Here is a 23239-nt window from a genome sequence, read left to right as displayed (position 1 = left end):
CACCTATCAAAAGAGAAAAATATAAGATTCATCATACCGTACCGTGGGTTGATGGTCAGTCCCCGCCAGTTTCTCAATCGGCGAACAATTGCCGTTGCCCTCGCTGTTTGCGTTCTCTCGGGTGGGTACGTCGTTAGTACTGAAGAAATGACGCCGTTCGTCGACGAACCGGCCACAGTGGACGTACAGAACGAGAACAACACCACCTATCAAGTGACTCTCTACCGGACATCGGTAGACAGCCTCTCCGATCTCACGTTCCGGTACGACATGGACAACCGGACGCGATACACAGGACTCGGGGAGGTCGCAACCAGTACTCGGTTCCGAAATCTCTCCGTCCTTGACGCTGACCGGTCGACAGACGCGACCGTTCCCACCGATGGCAGTGTCTCCCTGACTCTCGAGTCTTTCGAAGGTAGCGGAACGTATGCCGTCATCGTCGAGACGACTGACAATAGAGCAGTCTTGACGACGGCCGAGTACTGCAACGACGACGGTGCCGAGTTCCACGTCGACATTGCTGACAGGTCGGCGTCGGTGTCGTGTGTCTAAACCATCGCCGCCGGTCGCCGGGATCGTCTTGGCTGGACTCACAGCGTCCCGATCAACGCCGCCCTGATGGCGCTGTTGCTCGGTGGCCTCTGGCTGCTACTTGGTGGCCTAACCTTCGAATCGCTGCTGTCTACCATTGAGGAAGAAGAGGATATCCCAGAACGAGAGCCTTTTGATGCACCGATTATCCCATTCGAGACGAATCATCCACTCATCGACACCGACGTTGGTGAAGAGCGTGAGATGGCCCACCAGATCGGTCGCATGATGTCCCGGTACAAACGTCGTTGGGGCATTGAGAACGGATTCAAGAAACTCAAGAAGTTCCTCTGCCGGACTACGTCGAAGGACCACCAGTACCGGTACTTCAACTTCGCGTTCGCCTGCGTGTTGTACAATTGCTGGCGAATCGTGGATTTGCTAGTCCAACTGTCTATTAAGGACGATCCGACCTACTCCCCAGAGATCACGGCAAATATATTCCTCACCATCGCCAAAAATTACTACGGCCTTGATCCACCCAACTAACACGCTGCTCTTCTCCGTCCAATTCGCAAACTCACCAGTGACAACGATCCAGAATATTGGCGTTTAATTCTTTTGACCTATCAGAAACGCTAGAAAACGACTCTACGTGCTTCTCGATCCGTCCCGCCGTTTTTTATTTCACTCCGGAAATGTTGTAACCTGTGCATTATCCACCTACATTCCGAACATCAGACAGAGATAGTATAATATAGCACTATATCATTTACAAGTTCCGAGAAAGTCAAAATAGTAAATTAGTTTCTAGTTGAGTCAAGAACCAAGACGAGACACGAAAGTTGTCGTATTCAGATGCAACAAAAGCAGGTCAGTGCTAGAAACCGAACACCACTTAATCAGGATTCTACGGTTAAATGTAGGGATGCTGGAAAGTGCCACCATGTTTTACCCCAGTTGAGGAGAGATCAAAGGCGATAGTAAATACTCCAATATGCCGTTAGCATTCCTCAATGTCTCTGGACGTGAGAATACAAAGATAGGGCAGCCAGTGTGTTGCAGTCAGGGAGTACAATTCGAGTCGTAGTTAGACGACGAGAGCCAATACCCATATAGATTTTCGAGTAAGAGAGACAAGCTACGTTTATCTAAAGAACTTAGAGCTATTGGTACGGTATCGTCTCCTGATGTGGTGTGACATCATATCCAGTCAGGCAGACGAAATATGTCAATAATAACACACTACTGGTTGTACGAGAACACCAATAGAGAGCATCACGGATTTCCGCAACGGAAACGCTTGGCAGAGACGTTAGTCGTCGTGAGTTACGACAGGACTGATTAAGACGACACTGGCACTATTGCCGGCTGACACCTGCGCGAGATAGCTTCTTGTCCGAGATAACATGCTAAAAGAACCAAAACACCAAATTCAACGAATCGAGTGTGGCGATTTTCTAATCGGACAAGAGAGGCGGGAAGACTGCGAAAACTTGTTATCGTGGCAACTTTTGAGATACATCTCACGCAAGAAGCCAAACTGTGTTGTACCGTTTGTGTGATGTAGGTACTGCACTGCTTGTAGCGCTGACTCGGCGTAGCAAACAGGCGGACAATCGCAGTCTGCACGAGATCTATTGCAACTCATTAATTAAGCTATTCAGGTCCGAGAAGTATGTCACTTCTCAGCTGTACTCTATGAATAACATGGGGAGAACGTATCTATAAAGAGCGAGTTGGCTTAGTGGCAACGTCGTACAGAATCAAACGCGGCGGCAGTCTTCTGGCTACAAATTACTTTTGGCGTATGTTGTCGGGAAGTTAGCTTAATAGGCAAAGATGATTTTTGTTCATACCTTTCCCCATATAAAAACCACTATCAGAGCAGACATGGTCTCTTGAGTCGTGGGTTCAAACGCAGAAAGGCTATTGGCTCACAGCGGTATGAATAATTCGAGAGCCCTTTTGAATATATCCAGAAAAGAAAATCAACAAGCAGTCTCTGGCTAGCCATATTAGAGAGAAGACTTTTAGATGTGTACATGAAGTCATTAATCGACACGGATGGATGTATCGGGAGAAATAGGATATTACATTCACAAATAAGGGTCTTTAGCTGGGAGTGTGATATCAGCCGCCTAGTCAACCGGGTCATTCGGCAACACCCCGGACAGCTAGATATATCGCTGCTAGTTCTTCTTTTGTCAGGTGCATGTCTTTTCCTCTGAGGCTCGGATTTGGATGATTTCCTCTGGTGAGTAGTTGCATGATTAACCCTTCTCGCAGGTACATTGATTTCGCCCACTCGATGCGCTGTTCATACGGCCAGTTCTCGATTCCCGACGGCAAGTCATCGGGTGGCTCAGTTCGGTATTTATCCTCAGAACTCACAGTACAGTCACCTCCTCGTAGTACTCGTGGCACGCGCTACACAGCCCACCAGCAACGACAGGCTGGTTTCCACAGTCCAAGCAGCCGTCGGCAGTCGAGTCACTCATCGGCTCACCTCGTCGGTCTCGACAGCCGCCAGCGCCATCTCGACCGAATGCTCGGGACAAAGCAGAACGAGCCGACCAGCAACCAACATCAAGTCTGTATCCTCGGAGTCACACCCCGGAGCCTTACAGGTCGGAGACCACCACGACCGGAGCGCGTCGAGCAGCCCATCGAGAGCGTCCCTCACGACTCGGCCACCTCCTCATCAGCCTCGACGAAGCCACGATACGACCAGTAGCCTCCCAGCGCCAGAATGAACACCGAGAACAGCGGTAAGAGCCTATTTGTCGGCTGATAGTAGGCATCTACACCCTCGGTGTATGTCGCATTGTGTGTGATATGCTCGGCGAACGCCTCAGAAGGAACCAACCAGTGACCTAACCACAGGCCAACGACGAGTGCGATACTAGCCGACGCGGTGATAAGCGCCCGCTCACGAGGTTCAAATATCGGTTCTCGCTCGTCGTCTGTCGCTGTCTCTTCAGTCACCGAGAACCACCCCCCGCATGCGGGTGGGGGTCTGAATGCTCTCCTAGAGACTCAGGCAACTCCTCAAAATCGCCATAATCGCCCCGCAGACGGGTTTCAACCGTCACATTCCCCGAACCTTTCTCACGTAGAGACTCCGCTTCCGCGATAGCCCTGTCTCGATCCATCGTCCACTGGGTCGTTACCTCCATGAGTTGCTCGTCTGAGACAGTCTGCGGGTGGTTGTAATCGAAGAGAGCACAGACACGATACTCGTAGTACTCACCCATCTCTCTCACCACCGTCTGCGACCGCGCGCCGTTGCCTGTCGTCAAGACCGGCGGCCTGCTTCGCTTGCTCGACCAGCTCAGGGTCGGACACCTCGTGCCAACACGTCCCGTCCTTCCGGTGTGCGGTCGTCTCGACAGTATCGACACGCATGATACGCTGTGGGGGCAATTTTCGACGAGTTCCGTCCCACAGTTCAACCCACAACCAGCCCGACTCAAGCGTCTCGTGGGTTGCAGCAAACGTTTCCTCGCCAGTTTCCAGAGAAACAACAACTGGCTTCGCGTCTCTCGGCAGGCGCTCAGGGTCTTTACGCATCGGTCTTACCTCGCGCACAAACACAAGCCATACATTGCATGTCGCTATATCGTCGGCTCATGCCTCACCACCCCCCGCATCCGGGTGGGGGTCGGCCCCGGGAACTTGCGCGGCGACAATCTCGCCGTCATCGGTCAGACCGTAAATACGGCCCTGTGAACGGTCGTCGTCAACAAGCAACTCGGCGAGGCCGTGGTCCCTTTGGTAGGGTCGGAAGAAGTCATGAGCAGGCAGGACGGGGTGGTCTCCAAACTGGAGACCATCCCTCAAGGACACATTCGTTTGCCCGCTGCATTGATCTACGCCACCAGTTGAGTGGCCCCTACGAGAGACTACCGAGATCCTTCTGGGGTCAAACACGTACGTTTTATCATTTAGGCCGGCCTAATCCAGATCATGTCAAATGAGTCTCAAAAGACAGTAACTGGGGAATATGACGTTGTTATCGTTGGCGGTGGCGTTGGAGGGATTACAGTTGGTGTCTTTACGAGCCGATATGGGCTCTCCACACTAATTCTGGATCGTGGTCGGTCATCGATGGGGCGGATCGCACATCTGGAGAATTTTCCCGGCTTCCCTGCTGGAATCGATACGCCAACGTTCCAGAAATTTTTGCACACACAGGCCGAGCGAGCCGGTTGTAAAATAACGCATGAGAAGGCTGTAGCAGCAACCCAGACGGCAGACGGCTTTCGTGTTGAAACTGAAACAGGAGATGAGTACGCGACTGAATCGCTCGTCGCGGCGGCGAAGTACGGACGAGAGTGGCTCGAAACACTTGACGTGGGAGAGTTTCTGGGAGACGACGGGGAAGTTGATATCAATTGGGAGGAACGCAAACGCTACGGTCGAACATCGGTAGATGGGCTCTATTTTGCCGGCCGACTTGGGACGGCTGAAGACCAAGTTGTGGTTGCCGCCGGACAGGCGGGCGAGACTGCACTCGGGCTGATACATAATGTACGATGCGATGAGGGCTTGCCCGAGGATCTCGCGACTCACTACACTGACTGGGTGTTCGTTGAAGGGTCAGTCATCGACGGTGACTGGGAGGAGTACGTCCGGAAGGAGTTCACAGACCGGGCCGAAGACGCCGACCTCTCCGAAGCACGCTTCGATGAGCTACAGTCACAGTACGTCAGGCAGAAGGTGGAGCAAGCAATCTCGCCAGCTGAACAGCGGAAACGCCGCCGGCGCAGTCACCGTAGCCTTGTTGCACACCTCGACGACGACATAGTGCTCGACCGCGCCGCGGAAATCGAGGCTGAACTGGATAAATAACGGCCGTCAGAAACGCTAGAACTCCCCGTTAACGATATCCGCAACTCGCTGCCGGTCGAACAGTTCTTCGTCACTGGTCACGTCGCCGAACACGTCGGGGTACATTTGTTGGGCTGCCCGCTCGGTCAGGAAGAGATTGTGGATCGGGCCCTGATAGAGGAACCCACCGCGGTAGACGCGACCATTCTGGACCGCAGTCAGTTCGCTCCCGACTGGGTGATCACGGAATTTCTGAAGTACGGTGTCCCGGAACTCGGAGACGGATATCTGCCCATAGCCACGGATTAGAAGCGCCTCGGGGTCGATTTCGAGCAGCGTCTCGTAGTCGAGTTCTCCCCGGTCGGTGGTGCTGATTCCATCGATGCCGGTCCGTGCCAGCGCGTCGGGGACACCGAGGTCGCGCCACTGCTTCTTGCTCGTGCCCATGTCATTGAGCCGGTACGGAGAGAACGTATCGGCTTCCGCTGTCTGCTTGTACAGTAGCATTACGCTCGGCCGTTCGCCGGCCGGTGGGAGCTGCTTCTGGATGTTGCTGATGAACTCGTCGTGAAGTTCCGCGAAGGCGCGGTAGCGCTCCTGCTCCTGGAACATCTCCGCAACCTTCTCGAACGCGCCGTAGAGCGTGTAGTAGCGATGGTCGTGCCAGCCGTCCTCCTGCCGAAAGATTAGATTCGCAAAGAACGGGGCCACGTTCTCGGTGATTTCTTCTACGTCGGATTGGTCCCAGTCGAACCAGTTGATCAGCATCTGCGGGTCGTAGAGGTGAACGTCACTGTCCAGTTCGTGGAACTGCTCCTTGGTCCGGACTTCAGGGCTGGATTCGATGGTATCCTGGTCGATGCTCACACCGTCGAGTTCGTCGTAGAAATAAGTGTAGTAACGGTCCGCGCCCCCGATCCCTGTGATCCCATCAGCCTTGCCGAGCGCGACGGCCATATCGGCGTAATCACCACTATACGGGACCCACGTTTCGGGAACCGACTCGAACTCTACCTCCCCCATCGGTTCCATCGTTACCGAATAGCTGGTTGATTCGGGAGTAGAGGTGTCCGTTGGTGTGGACCCAGTGTCAGATTCAATTAAGCCGGCACAACCTGATAGCAAGCCGCTACCTGTTGCAACTCCGCCGTACTTGAGGACATCTCGCCGCGTCGGTGCTTTCTGGGAGTCGTTATTTCCGCCCATGTTTTTAGGCTCGCCTAATCTTAGTTAATTCTTATTATTTAGGCAGGCCTAAATAATGTGGCGAGTGGATTCTCGATCTCAACATAGACAGATTCGTCATCCAGGGTCGAATCCAGTTCGTCATATCCCTCAAATCTCGTAAACAGATTCCCCTTGCACGGTATTTGATCGCTGTCGAGTAATACTGAGAGAAGACTGGAAGTTGCGGGCTCGATCTCCACAAGAGACGCTATCTCTTCACGGAAAACTTTTAACAGCGTAGTTTCGTCAGCAGTCCGGCCGACACTCAGTGCGTTAATCACGCCGACTGCGTTATTGACGAATAGATAGTCTCTCAGACAGCGGTCAATAATCCCGTCGGAGCAAGCAGTTTCTACCCGCTTTTCCAAGCCAGGAATCCAGCTATCGACGAGATCGTACCGGGATTCGGGGAAGCAGTACCCGCCGTTGTCTCGATAGAATCCTTCTTTCGGCCAGCCGACCTCATCCAGTTGAGCAACAGTGTTCTGCTGATGGGCTTCCAGTCCGACACCGAACTCAAAGTACGACCACACAACCGGGTTGATCACGGTTCTCAGATACTGCCGGAACCACTCACGGGCTACTTTTGATGCCGGACGCCCCTCTTGTGTGCTATTTGCTGGATGATCTGTGAGACCCACGGTGGCTCGGACGGACGATCCTGACAGAGCGCAACGACGGTAGCAGTGTTCTCTGTAGAAGTGCGCTTAAATGGATTTTCTCGAAGAATCATCTCGACTCCCGATTCGCATTCAGAGCCGACATCGATTGTTGCAGCAGCAGCGTCTGCCAATATCGAGAACTGGGGATGAGCATCGTTGAGTCGATCAGTGTACTCTGTAGTGAGAAGTTCGGCAGCAGCGCCGGGAGATCGCAGAGACTCTCTCTTCTCGTGGCGTGTCGTTCGAGGTCGAAGTTGACGTTGGATCAGAAACCGGATAGCTTGGTCACCGGGTATCGTCGATCATCGTTCTAAGCTCACCTGAGCGTGTCATAGAAAGGATCACACACTTCGTTTATCCAAGATACGAAGCCCTCGCAATCGCCCCCCGCACGCGGGTGGGGGTTAGAGCCACTCGACTTTCGCACGCTCGCGGTGCTGCGCGTCTGATTTATAGATGTCTCTTATAAACGTGGTCTTCAATCCCACAAGAGTTCGCCTGAAACTCATGGATTAATCCTCAATCATCGGTAGTTGGTACACTTCAACCCCACAAGGGTTCGTCTGAAACGCATGTTTCACCGGTCTTCTGCTGAATTTCATATAAGTCGCCACTCTCGCAGTATGTCGACTCCCTCTACTTACCTCTGTTTGAGTCCTGCAAGACGGGTTCTCTGACTCGTTCTTAGAGTACTAGGTCTGGAACCAGTACGAGGAGGTGGAGATAGATAGCGAGGACACCAAAGGAACATAGTCGAAAGACGCCTGCTGCACGTCGTCGGTCCGGAGGCAGCAATTCGGCAGCCCCGGTCAATCCATTGCCGATGGCAAAAAAGAGAAAGAGGTGAAACCCAGCGGCTACACCACTATACACCCATGCGAGAAAGCAAAACAACGAAAATGACAGATAAATAAGACCCTTCCGTCGTCCATCCGGCTGACGGAACACTGGCCGTGTGAGTGTATCCATATCGACCAGTAAAGTGTCCTCAGAATAAAATAATTCGGATAACTCAGACTCCCCGCGTCCAGTCCTACTGTTGGACCTCGACTGTCTCTCCTGTGGGAATTCCTTCCCGGTTATCGGGAATCTCGACCCAGCCATCCCCAGCCACGACACTCGATAGCGTACTCCGCAAGTTCCTCGGAGCCAAATTTCGGGACGTGCATAACGCCGGTGTGGAACTGCTCGCGCGTGCGGTCAGCAGCGGCGGCCAGAAACTCATCGGCGTCGTGGACGACAGTCACAACAGCCAACCCCTCAACGTCGAAGAGTCGCTCCAGCGCGGTCGTCTCGTGGAGATCATCAGCCTCGTCGAGAAAGACAGCCACCGGCCCGTTGACGCGCTCGTACAGTTGCAGACTCAGATCCTCTTGTGGCGTGTTCGCTGGCGGTGTGGAACCGGACAGATCACGCAGTACCGACCGGAGGACAGTCGCCGTCGGGGCGTCCATACTCTCGACATAGGCTGTTTCGATGCCCTGCTCGGCAGCCAGCCGCTCGCGAACGCGCTCAACGAGAACTGTCTTCCCGACGCCGCTGGGGCCGTGTAGCAAGACGTGGTTAGAGCGCTTGCCGAGGACCTGCAACAGCGTCTCCTGTTCGCGGTCGCGGTGCAGCAACTGGTTTGGAGCCCAGTCCTGCTGAAACACCTCTTCACGTTGCAACATTCGGGCTGAATATGGGATGGTGTTCTGATAAAAGCAAGCGGAATGTCCGGGTGAACTGAGAACGTTATCGGTCTCCTTGCTCGATATACTCATGAATAACCATATCGCATTCGGGTGGGGTATATCGCGACTCGACTTTCGCACGCTCACGGCGCTGCGCGTCTGATTTATAGATATCTCTTATGAACGTGGTCTTCAACCCCACAAGGGTTCGTCTGAAACAAGAACAGCTAGGTGTCAAACCAGAGGAGGCAGAGGAGCTTCAACCCCACAAGGGTTCGTCTGAAACTCAACCCGCGATTTATCGATGAGTGGAGTGGCTTGGCTTCAACCCCACAAGGGTTCGTCTGAAACTATAGCTACTACGCATCCTATAATCAATCTGACATTGCTTCAACCCCACAAGGGTTCGTCTGAAACTGCGGTATCTGTCGGGTCGTGGTCCGGGTCCGTTTGCTTCAACCCCACAAGGGTTCGTCTGAAACCGGCGCATACTCACCGCCACCCGTTGTTGCAAGAGGCTTCAACCCCACAAGGGTTCGTCTGAAACTGATATCGCTTGGGGTGAGCTGGAGACGCTCATTGAGCTTCAACCCCACAAGGGTTCGTCTGAAACCCGACATAGTGTAATTATTTATGGACATGCAAGCTTGCTTCAACCCCACAAGGGTTCGTCTGAAACCAAACCACTTGTAACCATGACTGAAAAACCAAAACGCTTCAACCCCACAAGGGTTCGTCTGAAACGAGGTAAAGGACATTGGTGGTGATGTCTGATGTGGGCTTCAACCCCACAAGGGTTCGTCTGAAACCCGTTTGATAGCGCGGTCTGCTGGAATTGCCTTCTGGCCGCTTCAACCCCACAAGGGTTCGTCTGAAACGTTCGTCCAGGTACATCTGGACGGCAACCTCGGGGGCTTCAACCCCACAAGGGTTCGTCTGAAACCTCGTCATATAGGACTCGAACCGGACGCTGTGTTCGCTTCAACCCCACAAGGGTTCGTCTGAAACCCTGTCGTCGTATTGAAACTTGGACAGGCAAAAATGCTTCAACCCCACAAGGGTTCGTCTGAAACTTTGGGAGCAAGAGATATCTGGGGATATGGGCACGCTTCAACCCCACAAGGGTTCGTCTGAAACGGTGCCATAATCGCGCCTACGCGGCAAATGGTGGCGCTTCAACCCCACAAGGGTTCGTCTGAAACGCTGGGGCAAGTCCTGGCTCTGCCAGTGGTGGACGGCTTCAACCCCACAAGGGTTCGTCTGAAACCAACCTACACACTGGGTTCGTCGACGAAGAGGAGGGTGCTTCAACCCCACAAGGGTTCGTCTGAAACTTGAGAGGGGTATGATGCACAGGTCCGAAGGGGATGCTTCAACCCCACAAGGGTTCGTCTGAAACCATTCTCCGGTGTGACGACAAGCGAGCGATAGCCGACGCTTCAACCCCACAAGGGTTCGTCTGAAACGTAGCAGAGGCATTGGACGGACAGGGGAGCCTCGCTTCAACCCCACAAGGGTTCGTCTGAAACCATCCCCACCCGGATCACCCCGCAGATTCCGCTGCTTCAACCCCACAAGGGTTCGTCTGAAACGACCGCTATCTCGTCGGTCCTGGTAGCCAACTCGGCGCTTCAACCCCACAAGGGTTCGTCTGAAACGTGGACATCCACCACATGACGCTCGTATGCGAGGAGCTTCAACCCCACAAGGGTTCGTCTGAAACTCGATGCTGTCGATCACGGTCACCGCTCACGAGTTGCTTCAACCCCACAAGGGTTCGTCTGAAACGATTCAGGTACCGGCCCGAACCTGATAGGCTGTGTTGCTTCAACCCCACAAGGGTTCGTCTGAAACCGTTTGATGTACAGTTTCTCAGATGGTTCAGCATTGCTTCAACCCCACAAGGGTTCGTCTGAAACCAACTCCTCTCCACATGGGCCGACGCCAAGATTCGGCTTCAACCCCACAAGGGTTCGTCTGAAACGAGACACACATCGACGACGGGAAGTTTATCGTCGGAGCTTCAACCCCACAAGGGTTCGTCTGAAACATGCCAGATGTTGGCGTCGCACTGGCCTGACTTCCGCTTCAACCCCACAAGGGTTCGTCTGAAACACTCATACAGCCGTTCGGAGTTAGAGGCGATGGACCGCTTCAACCCCACAAGGGTTCGTCTGAAACCCGGATGAGTTTATCCGTTGCAGCCGCGCCCTGCCCGCTTCAACCCCACAAGGGTTCGTCTGAAACCCGTCGAGTCTCGACGACCGTCTCGGAGAGGCACGCCGGCTTCAACCCCACAAGGGTTCGTCTGAAACTCGACGCCGCCCCAGTCACCGACCACACTGTCTCCGCTTCAACCCCACAAGGGTTCGTCTGAAACTGACGATCTCGCGCTCGTCGAGCATGAGGTCGCGTTGCTTCAACCCCACAAGGGTTCGTCTGAAACTGCCAACATGATGACCAACCCCGGTCAACTCGCCGGCTTCAACCCCACAAGGGTTCGTCTGAAACTCTCGCCGTCTTTGACCATCTCGATGGCGTCCGTGCTTCAACCCCACAAGGGTTCGTCTGAAACCGACAATCAAAGCAGTACAAACGGACGCAAGATGTGGCTTCAACCCCACAAGGGTTCGTCTGAAACGCGGACCCGTCGAACCAGGACAACAGCAGATCATCGCTTCAACCCCACAAGGGTTCGTCTGAAACTCGATTTGGCCGTCCACTTCGATTTCGAGGACGAGGCTTCAACCCCACAAGGGTTCGTCTGAAACACGCTAACGGCAACTCATTCCAGACGGAGACAGCAACCGCTTCAACCCCACAAGGGTTCGTCTGAAACGCGGCCGAACTTGCCCGGCAGTACGACGAGGGCGAGGCTTCAACCCCACAAGGGTTCGTCTGAAACCGTAGGCCCCCTCGTCGGCCGGCCGGTCGCTACCGGAGCTTCAACCCCACAAGGGTTCGTCTGAAACGCCGTTGACGCTATCGTCCGGGTGCTCCCAGTCGCGGCTTCAACCCCACAAGGGTTCGTCTGAAACCATATCCCTGGCTCCAGATTAGGTCTACAAACGTGGGCTTCAACCCCACAAGGGTTCGTCTGAAACTAGCTCAGGCTGGAGTCTACCTTACTAGTCCAGTCAGCTTCAACCCCACAAGGGTTCGTCTGAAACACTCACCTGGGGCTTTGGTGTGGATGCCCTGGAGCTTCAACCCCACAAGGGTTCGTCTGAAACCATCAGCCTGGTTTACGTATTTGCGGATAGTCTCACGTGCTTCAACCCCACAAGGGTTCGTCTGAAACCTGCCCAGTTATTAACATCGAGGTACGGGCCTGAGGGCTTCAACCCCACAAGGGTTCGTCTGAAACCGTGCCCAAAGGGGCATGGGTGCTCTCAGTAAAGGTGGCTTCAACCCCACAAGGGTTCGTCTGAAACCCTCCTGGATGCTGCCATACTCCTCCACGTAATCACGGCTTCAACCCCACAAGGGTTCGTCTGAAACCTGTGGCTGGCAGTGGTGCCTACAGCACACCTGAGCTTCAACCCCACAAGGGTTCGTCTGAAACCACCATCCAGGAGGCCACTCAGCAGCTACAGAGTGGGCTTCAACCCCACAAGGGTTCGTCTGAAACGCTGCCGAAATCCGCCAGCGGTATCCCGACGCGGCTTCAACCCCACAAGGGTTCGTCTGAAACCATGCCCGAGAGACGGGACACAGACATGCTAACGACCGGTTGGAATAAAACGTTTCCGTCGACCCGTAATCATCCTCGTTCCCCTGGGGGTCGACGGAAAATCTATACCACCGATGAGAAGCGGCCCCGAAAAGAGTCTAACCGGGGTGCTTCCGGGTTTCTGGGTTACACCGATTCTTCGAATTCAGCAACACTAGGCATCTCAAACACACCTCTCTGGAAATCACTTTGATTGCTCTCGATTCTGTCATCTGGATCGACAATACTCCCAGTACCACCAGGTTGGAGCGTTTCGATGTCGTTGATCAAGTATCCCGCTGTGATGTTGCCTTTGATAATTGCCGACTGTGCATCTTGATATACTGCTGGAAGCTCATCACTGTAGAAAGGGCTGACTAGTTCTGGATCATCTGGAAAGCTTTCGTCCGCGTCGTCAAAGGCACTGGACGCATCCTCGAATCGAACCTTGGCCCACTCCAGATCGTCGTCACGATAGCCGTCAAAGCCGTCCGCAAAGAGTTTTAACCCGTCTTTGTTATCATCCTAGGCACTTTCGTACTTGTTGAGAAATTCTTTTTCTTCCTCACTCTCTCCAATCAGGCCATCCAGACAACCGGCAAGAGAGGCTGATGTGGCAGATACACATGTAGCAACAAATCTCCGGCGATCTATAGTTAGGCCGCCTCCGCTGTTGCCTCATATCGCTGGGCGCCGTCCGACGGAGAGACGTTGAAGTCAACACGGCGACTTTCCCCCTCTTGGATCGTCACCGTCTGCGTAAATTTGTCAAGCGTGTTCCCATTGCTGTCGGAAGTTTTCACGGTCACTTCCACATCACCGGAATCACCGTCATTGACGACTAGGACTCGGATTTCGGCACTTCCAGTCAAGGCGTCACCAATGCTTTGCCCGGACTCGGTATCAGTAACACGAGGGTCAGGTCCGCCAGAAACTTCGCTGAGAGCGTCTGAGCAACCTGCAAGCGAAACTATTGAAGCCGATGCTAACCCTGCCAACGCCTGGCGGCGTGTTCGGGAGTTCATATTATTTGCTGTTGAGTGTTTCCATCAAGAAAACTACAGTTTGGCATCCATCCCGCACGCGGGTGGGGGTTAGAGCCACGCAACTTTCACACGCTCGCGGCGCTGCGCGTCTGATTTATAGATGTCTCTTATCAGAGTCTGTCATAGCATAGTTCTCGTGGACTCAGATAGCGGTCAGTACAGGTGCTGAACGTACCGTGACGAGTAGAAACCTCTATCCAGTCAGTCAGAAACCCGGTGCAACATTCAGAGAACCTATTCAGCACCTCTAATAAATGAACGTAAGTTTAGACCACATATCTCTCTCAGAGCCCCGTGTGAGATGAATATCCAATCGGTGAACTTCGATGACCTGTTTGGTGAGTCCAATCCAAATGTATTCACATTTTATCATTTATGGATTTATATGTAGACAGATATACCCGGAAATTACTTTCAATGAGAACAATATAGTTTATTCGATGTCAAAACTCGTGTGGTCTTGGCCGGCGGCCCTCTGTCTTGTTACCGCCGGTATCACCGCTGGAGTACTTAAGATTGCTTGGTCATACCGAGACAGACGTGCTGCCCGGCTCTGGATCGGAACAGTGGCAGCAATCGGCATCTGGGTGCTGTCCTACGGCTTAGGGCTTCTCATATTTGATCCATCGTTGCGTCAGCTGTTCGAAATACCCCTTTGGCTTGGTGCCACCGCTTCAATCCCATTGCTGTTAGCATTCGCTTTAGAGTACACTGGTCGCGGTGATCTCGTCCGCTCACCGTGGATGTATGCGCTTGGGATAGTCTGGGTTGGAATTGGTCTATTGTATGCCACCAATCCACATCACCATCTTATGTGGACTGACTACCGTCTCAGTCCTGTGTTTGGTGCCGCGACCGTCGCATTCTCGCCACGGATCGGTCTACAGGTTGCTCACGCACTGGCCTACCTTACATTGACTCTGGCAAGTATCCTGTTGCTTGACGCTATTGTGAACTACGGATCGGTATTTCGGAAACAGGCAGTCGCTGTCTTGGTCGGCGTCTCTCTCCCATCGATAGCGAATATCGTATGGCTATTCAATTTGGGTCCCGTACCGCAATTTAACCTCACACCAGTCGCATTTTCATTAACAGCGGTAGCAGGGATGTACGCATTCTTCGTCGAAGAGATGTTTGATCTCTCACCGGCTGTGCGTCGGTTCGGCGAACAGGCAGCTATCGACGACCTCGGGTCGCCGGTTGCTGTAGTCGACATTGAAGGGCGGTTGCTTTCACTGAACGGTGCTGGGGAACAGTTGTTCGGGATCACAACAGACCAAGCACTGACAACACAGCTAGCAACACTGACTGACGAAGACATTGAATTGTCGCCAAGCCGACAGCTGGTCACACAGTCGGTTGGAAATCGGCGGCGTGACTTCGAGGTAGCAATCTCAACGGTGAATGACTCGACCGGACAACTCATCGGGTATACCATCGGGTTCACCGACATTACAGACGAACGACACCGCCGACAGCAACTTGAAGTAGTGAATCGATTTCTCCGACACAATCTACGAAACGATATGCAGGTCGTTCGGGGGCGGGTCGAAATCATTGGCGAACAGGCGAACGAGGTTGTTGACGACGACATAGATATCGTCATCGATCAGATTGAAGACCTACAATCGATTTCAGAGAAGGCAAGAAAAGCAACGGCGGCATTCGAAGATCTGATTCCAAGTCCGGTCGCAGTAAATGAACTGCTCGGGGCTGTGCAGCAACAATTTGAATCTGACGCGAGAATCACTGTGGATACTGAAGACATGCTCACCATCAGCACCGACGAGCAGATACTGAAACTCATCGTTAGGAACCTTGTCGAGAACGCGGTTGAACACGGAGTATCTGGCTCTATTGATCGAAACCAAGCCGACATCAATAATCGAGTGGAAATTATGCTTCAGGGGAGCGCGACGAATGATGGCGTTCGAATCATTGTCAGCGATGACGGTCCTGGCATTCCTGGCCACGAACTCAGCCCCCTGAAAGACGAACGAGAGACAGCCTTAGAGCACGGGAGCGGCTTGGGTCTGTGGCTAGTTCAGTGGGGCGTTGAAACCCTCGGCGGCGAGATGGATATCGAAACAGATGCGGACGGGACAAAGGTTGCTATTAGATTACCAGAATTAGAAAACACCACCGACAACAGTTGGTATACTGATACGATATCTCAGTGAAATATAGCTACCACTGGAGCAGTCACACGCATATCACAGAATGTCTCGAGTCCTGCTTATTTTGTCTATCACTTGCTACAAGCGGAGTAACCTCTATTGTACGGTTCTGCAAGGTACGCGCGCTGTATCTTGCATTCCAGTACGAATAGCATTCCAATCTGGTTGGTTGCTCGCCATTCACTCGACACGTCGACGTTCCGAGTGAGAACAGTTCTCTGATACGTTGGTTTATATAAGATACCGAGCCACCAGACAGCATGGTCGAGTCACTCGACATACTCACGACGTATCGTTGTCCACACTGTGACTACCGCACGAAAGGCACGGACCCGAAAGACGCCGAGTTTCGCCCACGCTCTGACCGAACCGAGACACTGGAGTGTCCGAACTGTGGCGCTGGCGTGGACCACCGCGCTCGTTGAGCGGGCGACGACTGTAACTAATCGTCGACAACACCACGACGACCCTACCCCGCATGCTAGTGGGAGTCTCACATCAATGTCGACGTCCATCTATGATGCGACCCAAGGCCCATCTTCGCGCTGGCGTAGCTGGAGGAATGTCCTGACCGTTTGTGTTGTGTGCTTCTCGGCAATCGGGTGGTCGTCTATCGAAGCCATACTGCCGACCAGGGGCGGCACGGAACGAGTCTAACCGGGGTCCTTCGGAGTTTCGCCTTTAGGATGACGAGATACAAGCATCGAATAAAAAAATAAGTATCATCTACTGTATTAATGAGGTATGAGAGAGTGTCCGAATTGCCGAGCAGAAATTGATCCCTCCGAAAAATACTGTCCGGAGTGTAGGGTCGGACTGGAGAAATACGACGTTAGAGAGGCTGTGAGATCTGCTGAGGAGAGACAGTATAATCAAGGAAGGTGGCAGAGGGCTGAACGAAATCCTCCTCAAAGAGAGAGTCAAAAACAAGATTCGAGTCGGAGAGAATTCTTGGCAGGATTCGGAACCACTTTCATTCTGGGTTCTGGTGTCGTTGGGTGGTTTGCTCTACCAGAAGGGTCTGATCGTCCCGGAAAGCCAGCCGAGGACTTCATCGAAGCACTCGGAGAAAGGGATTTCAGCGAGGCAAATGAGTTAGTTCACTCAGAGGCAACGATTGGCGGGGCTGGGACCGCATGGGATGTACTGTCTGAATCGACTGGTGCCGATGTTATGTATGAAGTACGCAAAATTAGTTTCGTCGACTCTAACCTTATCGAAGAGGGCGAGAAAAGAGCAGTTGTAGCAGTTACCGTGAATATAGACGCTGGAATAGATGAGACTGAGGGTGATATTCGATTAGTTATGCGAAAAGACAACGATGAGTGGCGAGTCTGGAATATTCGAGCTTGAAGAAACCCCGTATGCGGATGGGGTGGTCATTATGTTTCAACAGTATGGCGTTCGAATCACATCTGCATGTGTGCCAAAACTGTCAAGTGGTCCATGCAACTGGCTCATTTACTGGCCCCAGCGAATGCAGAAATTGGGTTGTCGACAACGCGGAGATGATAATCGAACTCTATTTCAGCACCCAAGGAAAGAGTTCAGAGTCTGGCAACGCCTCAAACAGACGGTTTCATTGGTCGATAATATTATGGGTCAACAGCCTAGCCAATAGTTAATTGACGAGGTTTAAAACATAATCTTTTTCTGATTGACGAGCGACACGAGAGTAGACCAGCAAATGGGAGACAGGAAACAGTCTACGGACTCTGCAAGCGAGTCTATATCGGGGGTACCAAACACAGGCTCGGGAAACGAACAATCACAGATATCAAAGCGGAGATTCATGCAGCGAGTGGCTGTAACGGCTGCTGCTACGGCTCCCGCTGGACTGGCGGGTTGTCAAAGTAACGGAGATGGGGCAGACGACTCAACACCGTCTGAGTCAGGAGCGGGTACCAAAACCCCAAAACAAGAAGATAACGTAGCGGTTGAATTCAATCTTGCTTCAGAGGGGAATACCTTTCAGCCACTGGAGGGAGAGCTCAAAATCGGCAACAAAGATGCCGTTAACAACTACGTTATTACGGTTGAAACACCAGCAGGCGAAGAACTCGAATTCGACGACAATCCGGAGCAAGTATTGAACGACCCATCAATTTTTGATACTGCTGGTGAGTATACTGTTACGGCTAAGTTTGAGACCACTGGTGGAAACAGAGAAATTGACCAGACTGTCAAAATTGACTGGCTTAGCCCAGGCATCACTGGGACTGACATATGGGAGACGGTGATGTCAGATCTTGACTCCACCGGAGAGTTCTACGAGAAAGTAACGAGCGAAGGTGAATTTACGCAAATAGGGGAACAGGCAGGAAAGCTACTCCAGTCGTCGGGCCTTGATGACGAGATACGGGTAGCGCTTGCAAAAGCAATCATAACAAAAGAGGGCGACCTGAATCAGTACGATATTGGAGTCCTCAAAACAGTAGTCAATAATCCTAACGTACCCGGAAGTTCCAACAACGCCTCTCTTCAGGAAGAACTGCCAGCAGATTTTCTTACACAGACAGATGGAGATGCCGCGATTACACTGACGAAGCTAGAAAAGGACCTCATATTTGGAATCGAAGATGTATCGCAGCTTGAGCATAAAGGCGAGATAGAGAAAATACGAGATCTACTCATTACTGAGGGGTACAACCAAAATGAAGCAGACTACCTCAGAACAATCAGAAAATACGAGACAGAGAAAATAAATGGAATCAACCCGCGCATAGAACAGGCCAAGAACAACGGCTTATTCGAACAAGTAATCGAAAGCGGAAATGTAGAGGATAACTTCCTCTACGCTATCAGCGACTTCACGGACAATGGCCTTATCTCAGCGAGGGACCCAGAGCCCGAACAATTCTCAGCAACCGAAGACCCGTACGGCAGCGGCCTAGTACTCGATGGCTTTGGAAAGAATCCAGATGACGCGGTTGTCGTCTTCGTGTATTCGATAAGTGATGCTGCGGACGACGACCTCGTAACACCTGCAATAGAACTTGCAAAGAGAGAGTATGGTCACGCAGGAATTCAGACGGTCTGGCTCAAAGATACACAGCAATCAGAGTCACTGGGAGAAGCCAAGCGGGAAACCTTACGTGAGAAGATGCGGGATATAAAATCTGAGAGAGATGCGATTATCACAGGACTCCCAGCACACTATGTGTTCTTTGATGAGTATGAGGATACGAATCATGAAGACACGCCATGGGGTCTGAACACCAGTAGAGTTACCGCAGTACACACTAATCCGTACAAGCTAACTGGCGACTCTAATTTTACCAAGCAAAGAGCTATCAAATGGTCAATAATGGCTGAAACAGTAGATAACCTCGTCCAGGACCGTCTAGACGTGCCTTATCGCCGGACATTTTACCCTAAATCGGAGAATGGGGAGAAAAGCTGGACAACTTATTACAGATACAAATCAGCTGATAGGAAAGAAATCGTTCCAGAGGAGTTCGAGATGATGGAAGACGCTGCATTTAATCTCAACTCAGATTCGCTTAATCAGCAAGATGTATTGTTGAATCTAGATGAAACGCCAGACAACCAGCCTTCTGGTGAGACGATTATCAATATTCTAGAAAAGTAGCCGGTCCGCTTTGAGTGATGACTACCGTTATGGCTATTGTTGCTGGAAGACATTTTCTTGGAAGGTTTCTGGCTGTGTGTGATGACAAGTTCCGTATTTGTTCCTCTGTCACTCAACCTCAGTAGCTCTGAGTTGAACTAACCTTTGAGCCAAAAATGATACTAACTACGACAGTATATCTGTCTGGATTCCATTACTTGCCGGTCTTGCTGTTACATTAAACAATGACCCCGCGACTGTCAGATGAAACGACGGTAGTTGGCTTGGTCTGAGAAGGAAACACTCCATATATCTACTGGTAGAACAGTGGTGATTAGATAGGAGTATGAATTAAGTTGATAGGGGTGGCTAATTTGTTCTTGTATATGGGTACAGAATCCGATGTAGATACCTCGCGGACCGTGGTGCAGGTGTATGTTCCCGCGTATCAACGTGACCTGTGGGACGAGCATGCTGATGAACTTGATATGAGTCGAAGCGAATTTGTCAAAGCAATGGTCCAAGCTGGTCGACAAGGGTTTGGTGGAGAACCCGCCAGTGATCTAAAAGCCACGCAAAATGAGTCCGAGAACGGGTCGAACCAGAGTGAGGATCTGCGAAGCCGTATTTTAGCTAGCCTTGAGGAAGGGTACTGTCTTTCTTGGGATGACTTGCTCGCGGAAGTCACCGGCGACGTAGAGAGCAGACTTGAGACAACCCTCAAGGAATTACAGGACAGCGGTCAGATCCGGTACAGTGGTCGTGAAGGAGGCTACGTGCTTGAATCGGAGAGCAAATAATGAGCGGACAGAAACGCGGAGAGTCAACAGAGCAAACTCATATCTCTTATTTCCTTGATGATATCCGTTATCAAGGGAAGTCAGAACGGACACAGGCAGCCTATGAACGCGTTCTCAGTGATTTCAAAGAGTACCTTGCATCACGCAGTCTCACGCTTGAGTCGGCAAATCATCGGGATTGTATGGCGTATATTCATCAGTTACGTGGCGATGTCGCATCCAGCACCGTGGCAACGTACGCATCATATCTACACCGCTTCTATGATTACATGACTCGTGTTGATGCGTTTGAGGATAATCCAATGGCAATCGTCGTCGAGGAACTCGATGAGTCAATCAATACAGATCCCACTCGCCGTGATATCTCTATCGAGGCGATGCACTCGTTCGTGGAGACTCTGTCTCACCCGCTAGACAGAGCAGTGATTCTCACGCTGTTGAAAACGGGAATCAGGGCAGGGGAGTTATGCAACCTCGATATTCGAGACATCTCGCTTTCATCGTCACCAATAGAGGGCAGTCATCGTCCTCGACTCGATGGACGGCGCGATTCGATGTACGTAGATAGCGCACCTGCACAGGGGGTGACGTACAACGGCGAGAAGCGCGCTGCCTCAAACAAAAGAAAGCGAGCGACGACAATACCAGTTGATGGCGAACTGGCTGATGTGTTGAGAGAGTGGCTCGCAATCCGTCCAGATCCCATCTCGGATGCAAGCCCGCTTTTTGTGAGTGTAAGCGACGAGTGGGGACGACGAATCTCACCCGCAATCGTGCACCATCTCGTCGAAACCCATGCTCGCGATTTCGGATGGTATCGTGCCGGTGGTGGCCCAGAAGAGAATGTCACACCGCACTACTTTCGGCACTTTTTCACAACGCACCTGCGTGATAGAACTGGTGACCGCGGCGTGGTCAAGTACCTCCGTGGAGACGTTGCTAAAGATGTGATTGATACATACACCCATGACTGGGGTAATCGCGTTCGAGAAGAGTACGAAAAAAACATTTATTCACTCATCTAACTGTTGACTTCTATGAAAGACTCCGTGTCACAGTGTTCTGTGTTAGACGTATAAATTATATGTTGATATATAGAATTGGCATGGTGTACCTGCGAATGCCTCCGCTCATGTGCATGGGATCGTCGGGGATCTCACCGTCTTCGTCCCACCATTTTGGATGTAGTAACGACCGACATTCCACAGTTTTGATGTTGCAAACCCGCACGTATCGAGGTCGTCACGAACCTGTTGGTGGTTCGTGATTTTGGCGGCGTAGGTACGGGTCGTCTCCAGCACCATCCTATCCCATAACATTTATAAATATAATGGTAATAATACCGATGATTGACCGTGGAATATCCAGTAATGCAGCCCACAGTGGTTGTTTCATGACATGACTGAGGACACGAACACGACACGACGACGGTACCTGCAAGCAGTTGGCGGAGTCAGCATTGGAGCAGCACTTTTGAGTACAGCAAGCCAGCCAGTTTCAGCACAGGAAACGAGCGACGAAGAGTGGCGCCAGTTTGGTCACGATTTAGCGAACACCCGCTATGCCCCCGAGAACACCGGGCCCACTAGCGATGTCAAAAAACAGTGGGCCTTCGAGACTGGGAATTTTGGGTGGTCGTCACCAGCGGTGGTGGATGGCACCGTCTACGTCGGGAGTCACGACAACAACGTGTACGCGCTGGACGCCGAGGATGGCAGTGAACAATGGACCTTCGAGACTGGGGATGGTGTGTCCTCGTCACCAGCGGTGGTGGATGGCACCGTCTACGTCGGGAGTGGCGACCACAACGTGTACGCGCTGGACGCCGAGGATGGCAGTGAACAGTGGGCCTTCGAGACTGGGGATTATGTGACGCGCTCGTCACCAGCGGTGGTAAATGGTACCGTCTACGTCGGGAGTAACGACAACAACGTGTACGCGATTGGAGGTGGTGATAGCTCTGGGACTGACGACAGCACAGATGGCTCGGACAGCGACGGCAGTACTGGTGGGAGTAACCCCGATGGAGGCAGCGACGTCAAAACGCAGGTCGACGACTACCTTGCCGAGGCCAACGGCTACGATGGCTCTATCGCAGACAGAACTGGTAAAGACGCGATTAGCATCAAGAACGGGGTAAACCACCCCCATTACGCGTTCGGTCACGCCGCAGTCCGTATCGATGTAGGAACTGAAGTGACCTGGGAGTGGGTCAGTAACGGCCACTCGGTGACGGCCAACGAGGGTGCTTACTTCGATTCAGGTATCGAGAGCGAGGGCTTCACCTGGAGTCAGACCTTCGACGAACCTGGCGTCATCCTCTACGAGTGTGGCACCCACGCAGCCCTTGGCCAACTCGGCGCAATCATCGTCGAGGGAGAGTCTGGTTCCGCTGACGGTGGCAGCGATAGTGACTCCGGCGGAGACGACGCTAACACAGACGGTGCTGATGGAGACAGCGCAGGTAGTACAGACGGATCGGACAGCAACGACAGTACTGGTGGCAGTGACTCTGGTGTCGACGGAGGCGACGACAGCACAGACGGTGCTGACGCAAACGAAGAATCCGTCGACAGACAAGAGGGTGAGAACGAGCAGTTCGAGTCACAGTCCAACTCAGAAGACGGTGAGAGTGGGATTCCGGTGCTGAAGCAGTTTACTGACTCGGGTGAATCGGCTAGTCTGGGCGTCGGATTGGCTGGGCTGCTCGGTGGTGGGGGCTATCTGGCGTACCGACGACAGAATAACGACGAAGCCGGCCAAAACGAGGGAGAGTGACTTCCTCTCCGCCCTGAAGGGGAGGGTTCCTCCGGTGGGAATGCTGGCTATCCACGCACAGAGGCAAGTCGCCGGTACTCTGGTTTGTATGCTTTTCGTTGGGACTTTCGTTTTCAGGAGAGGTACGTGTTTACCCCGATGACGCAACAGCGGGTACAGCCTGAGCTCGTGAGATCATCTCGTTGTTTCGAGCGATTCGCTTGAATTCTTCGTAAGGATTGCGTCC

The 23239-nt window shown here is 52.4% G+C and carries 23 protein-coding genes, 1 pseudogene and 1 CRISPR repeat array; of the genes and pseudogenes, 10 read left to right on the top strand and 14 right to left on the bottom strand.

Annotated features, from left to right (window positions below; translation table 11 throughout):
- Nucleotides 1-51: 51 nt before the first annotated feature.
- Together N5098_RS07100 and N5098_RS07095 are read left to right on the top strand one after the other, a co-directional pair.
- Nucleotides 52-555: a hypothetical protein gene (locus tag N5098_RS07100; RefSeq protein WP_267637057.1), complete on the top strand. Its 504-nt coding sequence runs from the start codon at nucleotides 52-54 to the stop codon at nucleotides 553-555.
- Nucleotides 556-621: 66 nt separating this feature from the next.
- Nucleotides 622-1083, top strand: coding sequence for a hypothetical protein (locus tag N5098_RS07095; RefSeq protein WP_382230736.1), 462 nt, complete (start codon nucleotides 622-624; stop codon nucleotides 1081-1083).
- Between the two features lie 1605 nt (nucleotides 1084-2688).
- Here the strand turns inward: N5098_RS07095 and N5098_RS07090 are convergent.
- From N5098_RS07090 to N5098_RS07065, 6 genes are all read right to left on the bottom strand, one after another.
- On the bottom strand, nucleotides 2689-2928 hold the full coding sequence (locus tag N5098_RS07090; RefSeq protein ID WP_267637056.1) for a hypothetical protein: 240 nt from the start codon (nucleotides 2926-2928) through the stop codon (nucleotides 2689-2691).
- Between the two features lie 103 nt (nucleotides 2929-3031).
- A complete protein-coding gene (locus N5098_RS07085) occupies nucleotides 3032-3220 on the bottom strand; it encodes a hypothetical protein (RefSeq protein ID WP_267637055.1) in 189 nt (62 codons plus the stop codon).
- The gene (locus tag N5098_RS07080; protein WP_267637054.1) at nucleotides 3217-3522 is read right to left on the bottom strand and encodes a type II secretion system protein M; all 306 of its coding nucleotides are present in this window, start codon (nucleotides 3520-3522) and stop codon (nucleotides 3217-3219) included. Before N5098_RS07080 ends, N5098_RS07085 begins: the two co-directional genes overlap by 4 nt.
- Nucleotides 3519-3791, bottom strand: a complete 273-nt coding sequence (locus N5098_RS07075) for a hypothetical protein (RefSeq protein WP_267637053.1) — start codon at nucleotides 3789-3791, stop codon at nucleotides 3519-3521. Before N5098_RS07075 ends, N5098_RS07080 begins: the two co-directional genes overlap by 4 nt.
- Nucleotides 3784-4107: a hypothetical protein gene (locus N5098_RS07070; protein WP_267637052.1), complete on the bottom strand. Its 324-nt coding sequence runs from the start codon at nucleotides 4105-4107 to the stop codon at nucleotides 3784-3786. The genes N5098_RS07075 and N5098_RS07070 overlap by 8 nt, the downstream gene beginning before the upstream one ends.
- 57 nt (nucleotides 4108-4164) lie before the next feature.
- Nucleotides 4165-4383: a hypothetical protein gene (locus N5098_RS07065; RefSeq protein ID WP_267637051.1), complete on the bottom strand. Its 219-nt coding sequence runs from the start codon at nucleotides 4381-4383 to the stop codon at nucleotides 4165-4167.
- A 120-nt stretch (nucleotides 4384-4503) separates the two neighbouring features.
- Between N5098_RS07065 and N5098_RS07060 the strand changes: the two genes are divergently transcribed.
- Complete coding sequence (locus N5098_RS07060; protein ID WP_267637050.1) at nucleotides 4504-5388, top strand: NAD(P)/FAD-dependent oxidoreductase; 885 nt, start codon at nucleotides 4504-4506, stop codon at nucleotides 5386-5388.
- Between the two features lie 15 nt (nucleotides 5389-5403).
- On the opposite strand, the gene N5098_RS07055 is transcribed toward N5098_RS07060, so the two are convergent.
- The 7 genes from N5098_RS07055 to N5098_RS07025 form a co-directional block, all read right to left on the bottom strand.
- Nucleotides 5404-6573 carry an ABC transporter substrate-binding protein gene (locus N5098_RS07055; protein WP_267637049.1) on the bottom strand — a complete coding sequence of 390 codons (1170 nt, stop codon included), beginning with the start codon at nucleotides 6571-6573 and terminating at the stop codon, nucleotides 5404-5406.
- A gap of 38 nt (nucleotides 6574-6611) precedes the next feature.
- Nucleotides 6612-7235: an IucA/IucC family C-terminal-domain containing protein gene (locus N5098_RS07050; protein ID WP_267637047.1), complete on the bottom strand. Its 624-nt coding sequence runs from the start codon at nucleotides 7233-7235 to the stop codon at nucleotides 6612-6614.
- A 705-nt stretch (nucleotides 7236-7940) separates the two neighbouring features.
- A complete protein-coding gene (locus N5098_RS07045; protein ID WP_267637046.1) occupies nucleotides 7941-8225 on the bottom strand; it encodes a DUF8011 family protein in 285 nt (94 codons plus the stop codon).
- Between the two features lie 64 nt (nucleotides 8226-8289).
- Nucleotides 8290-8370: a hypothetical protein gene (locus N5098_RS17555; protein ID WP_267637519.1), complete on the bottom strand. Its 81-nt coding sequence runs from the start codon at nucleotides 8368-8370 to the stop codon at nucleotides 8290-8292.
- Complete coding sequence (locus N5098_RS07035) at nucleotides 8336-8926, bottom strand: AAA family ATPase (RefSeq protein ID WP_267637045.1); 591 nt, start codon at nucleotides 8924-8926, stop codon at nucleotides 8336-8338. The genes N5098_RS17555 and N5098_RS07035 overlap by 35 nt, the downstream gene beginning before the upstream one ends.
- Before the next feature lie 192 nt (nucleotides 8927-9118).
- Nucleotides 9119-12623: a CRISPR direct-repeat array (repeat unit 30 nt; unit sequence GCTTCAACCCCACAAGGGTTCGTCTGAAAC).
- 165 nt (nucleotides 12624-12788) lie between these two features.
- Nucleotides 12789-12932 (bottom strand): hypothetical protein, encoded by a 144-nt coding sequence (locus tag N5098_RS07030; RefSeq protein ID WP_267637044.1) that lies wholly within the window; start codon nucleotides 12930-12932, stop codon nucleotides 12789-12791.
- 365 nt (nucleotides 12933-13297) lie between these two features.
- Nucleotides 13298-13666 (bottom strand): hypothetical protein, encoded by a 369-nt coding sequence (locus N5098_RS07025; RefSeq protein ID WP_267637043.1) that lies wholly within the window; start codon nucleotides 13664-13666, stop codon nucleotides 13298-13300.
- A gap of 461 nt (nucleotides 13667-14127) precedes the next feature.
- Between N5098_RS07025 and N5098_RS07020 the strand changes: the two genes are divergently transcribed.
- From N5098_RS07020 to N5098_RS06995, 6 genes are all read left to right on the top strand, one after another.
- The gene (locus N5098_RS07020) at nucleotides 14128-15867 is read left to right on the top strand and encodes a sensor histidine kinase (RefSeq protein WP_267637042.1); all 1740 of its coding nucleotides are present in this window, start codon (nucleotides 14128-14130) and stop codon (nucleotides 15865-15867) included.
- A gap of 257 nt (nucleotides 15868-16124) precedes the next feature.
- Nucleotides 16125-16289 carry a hypothetical protein gene (locus N5098_RS07015; RefSeq protein WP_267637041.1) on the top strand — a complete coding sequence of 55 codons (165 nt, stop codon included), beginning with the start codon at nucleotides 16125-16127 and terminating at the stop codon, nucleotides 16287-16289.
- A gap of 319 nt (nucleotides 16290-16608) precedes the next feature.
- Nucleotides 16609-17217 carry a hypothetical protein gene (locus tag N5098_RS07010; RefSeq protein WP_267637039.1) on the top strand — a complete coding sequence of 203 codons (609 nt, stop codon included), beginning with the start codon at nucleotides 16609-16611 and terminating at the stop codon, nucleotides 17215-17217.
- 334 nt (nucleotides 17218-17551) lie between these two features.
- Nucleotides 17552-19456 (top strand): hypothetical protein, encoded by a 1905-nt coding sequence (locus N5098_RS07005; RefSeq protein WP_267637038.1) that lies wholly within the window; start codon nucleotides 17552-17554, stop codon nucleotides 19454-19456.
- A gap of 365 nt (nucleotides 19457-19821) precedes the next feature.
- Nucleotides 19822-20235, top strand: coding sequence for a DUF5805 domain-containing protein (locus N5098_RS07000; protein WP_267637037.1), 414 nt, complete (start codon nucleotides 19822-19824; stop codon nucleotides 20233-20235).
- A complete protein-coding gene (locus N5098_RS06995; RefSeq protein ID WP_267637036.1) occupies nucleotides 20235-21260 on the top strand; it encodes a tyrosine-type recombinase/integrase in 1026 nt (341 codons plus the stop codon). The genes N5098_RS07000 and N5098_RS06995 overlap by 1 nt, the downstream gene beginning before the upstream one ends.
- A 118-nt stretch (nucleotides 21261-21378) precedes the next feature.
- On the opposite strand, the pseudogene N5098_RS06990 reads toward N5098_RS06995, so the two are convergent.
- Nucleotides 21379-21536 (bottom strand): annotated as a pseudogene (locus N5098_RS06990) (RNA-guided endonuclease TnpB family protein); the annotation flags it as partial.
- Between the two features lie 97 nt (nucleotides 21537-21633).
- On the opposite strand from N5098_RS06990, the gene N5098_RS06985 reads away from it, so the two are divergent.
- Nucleotides 21634-23013: a halocyanin domain-containing protein gene (locus N5098_RS06985; RefSeq protein WP_267637034.1), complete on the top strand. Its 1380-nt coding sequence runs from the start codon at nucleotides 21634-21636 to the stop codon at nucleotides 23011-23013.
- The last annotated feature ends 226 nt before the right edge of the window (nucleotides 23014-23239 follow it).

It is taken from the genome of Halovenus rubra (assembly GCF_026586665.1).
Taxonomy (GTDB): domain Archaea; phylum Halobacteriota; class Halobacteria; order Halobacteriales; family Haloarculaceae; genus Halovenus; species Halovenus rubra.
This window is presented reverse-complemented; position numbering and strand designations above follow the sequence as displayed.

What these genes read in the sequence shown, in the direction of transcription:
- N5098_RS07100 (WP_267637057.1), top strand. Translation starts at nt 52, where the DNA reads ATGGTCAGTCCCCGCCAGTTTCTCAATCGGCGAACAATTGCCGTTGCC.
- N5098_RS07095 (WP_382230736.1), top strand. Translation starts at nt 622, where the DNA reads ATGGCGCTGTTGCTCGGTGGCCTCTGGCTGCTACTTGGTGGCCTAACC.
- N5098_RS07075 (WP_267637053.1), bottom strand. Translation starts at nt 3,791, where the DNA reads ATGGGTGAGTACTACGAGTATCGTGTCTGTGCTCTCTTCGATTACAAC.
- N5098_RS07070 (WP_267637052.1), bottom strand. Translation starts at nt 4,107, where the DNA reads ATGCGTAAAGACCCTGAGCGCCTGCCGAGAGACGCGAAGCCAGTTGTT.
- N5098_RS07060 (WP_267637050.1), top strand. Translation starts at nt 4,504, where the DNA reads ATGTCAAATGAGTCTCAAAAGACAGTAACTGGGGAATATGACGTTGTT.
- N5098_RS07055 (WP_267637049.1), bottom strand. Translation starts at nt 6,573, where the DNA reads ATGGGCGGAAATAACGACTCCCAGAAAGCACCGACGCGGCGAGATGTC.
- N5098_RS07045 (WP_267637046.1), bottom strand. Translation starts at nt 8,225, where the DNA reads ATGGATACACTCACACGGCCAGTGTTCCGTCAGCCGGATGGACGACGG.
- N5098_RS07035 (WP_267637045.1), bottom strand. Translation starts at nt 8,926, where the DNA reads ATGTTGCAACGTGAAGAGGTGTTTCAGCAGGACTGGGCTCCAAACCAG.
- N5098_RS07025 (WP_267637043.1), bottom strand. Translation starts at nt 13,666, where the DNA reads ATGAACTCCCGAACACGCCGCCAGGCGTTGGCAGGGTTAGCATCGGCT.
- N5098_RS07020 (WP_267637042.1), top strand. Translation starts at nt 14,128, where the DNA reads ATGTCAAAACTCGTGTGGTCTTGGCCGGCGGCCCTCTGTCTTGTTACC.
- N5098_RS07015 (WP_267637041.1), top strand. Translation starts at nt 16,125, where the DNA reads ATGGTCGAGTCACTCGACATACTCACGACGTATCGTTGTCCACACTGT.
- N5098_RS07010 (WP_267637039.1), top strand. Translation starts at nt 16,609, where the DNA reads ATGAGAGAGTGTCCGAATTGCCGAGCAGAAATTGATCCCTCCGAAAAA.
- N5098_RS07005 (WP_267637038.1), top strand. Translation starts at nt 17,552, where the DNA reads ATGGGAGACAGGAAACAGTCTACGGACTCTGCAAGCGAGTCTATATCG.
- N5098_RS07000 (WP_267637037.1), top strand. Translation starts at nt 19,822, where the DNA reads ATGGGTACAGAATCCGATGTAGATACCTCGCGGACCGTGGTGCAGGTG.
- N5098_RS06995 (WP_267637036.1), top strand. Translation starts at nt 20,235, where the DNA reads ATGAGCGGACAGAAACGCGGAGAGTCAACAGAGCAAACTCATATCTCT.
- N5098_RS06985 (WP_267637034.1), top strand. Translation starts at nt 21,634, where the DNA reads ATGACTGAGGACACGAACACGACACGACGACGGTACCTGCAAGCAGTT.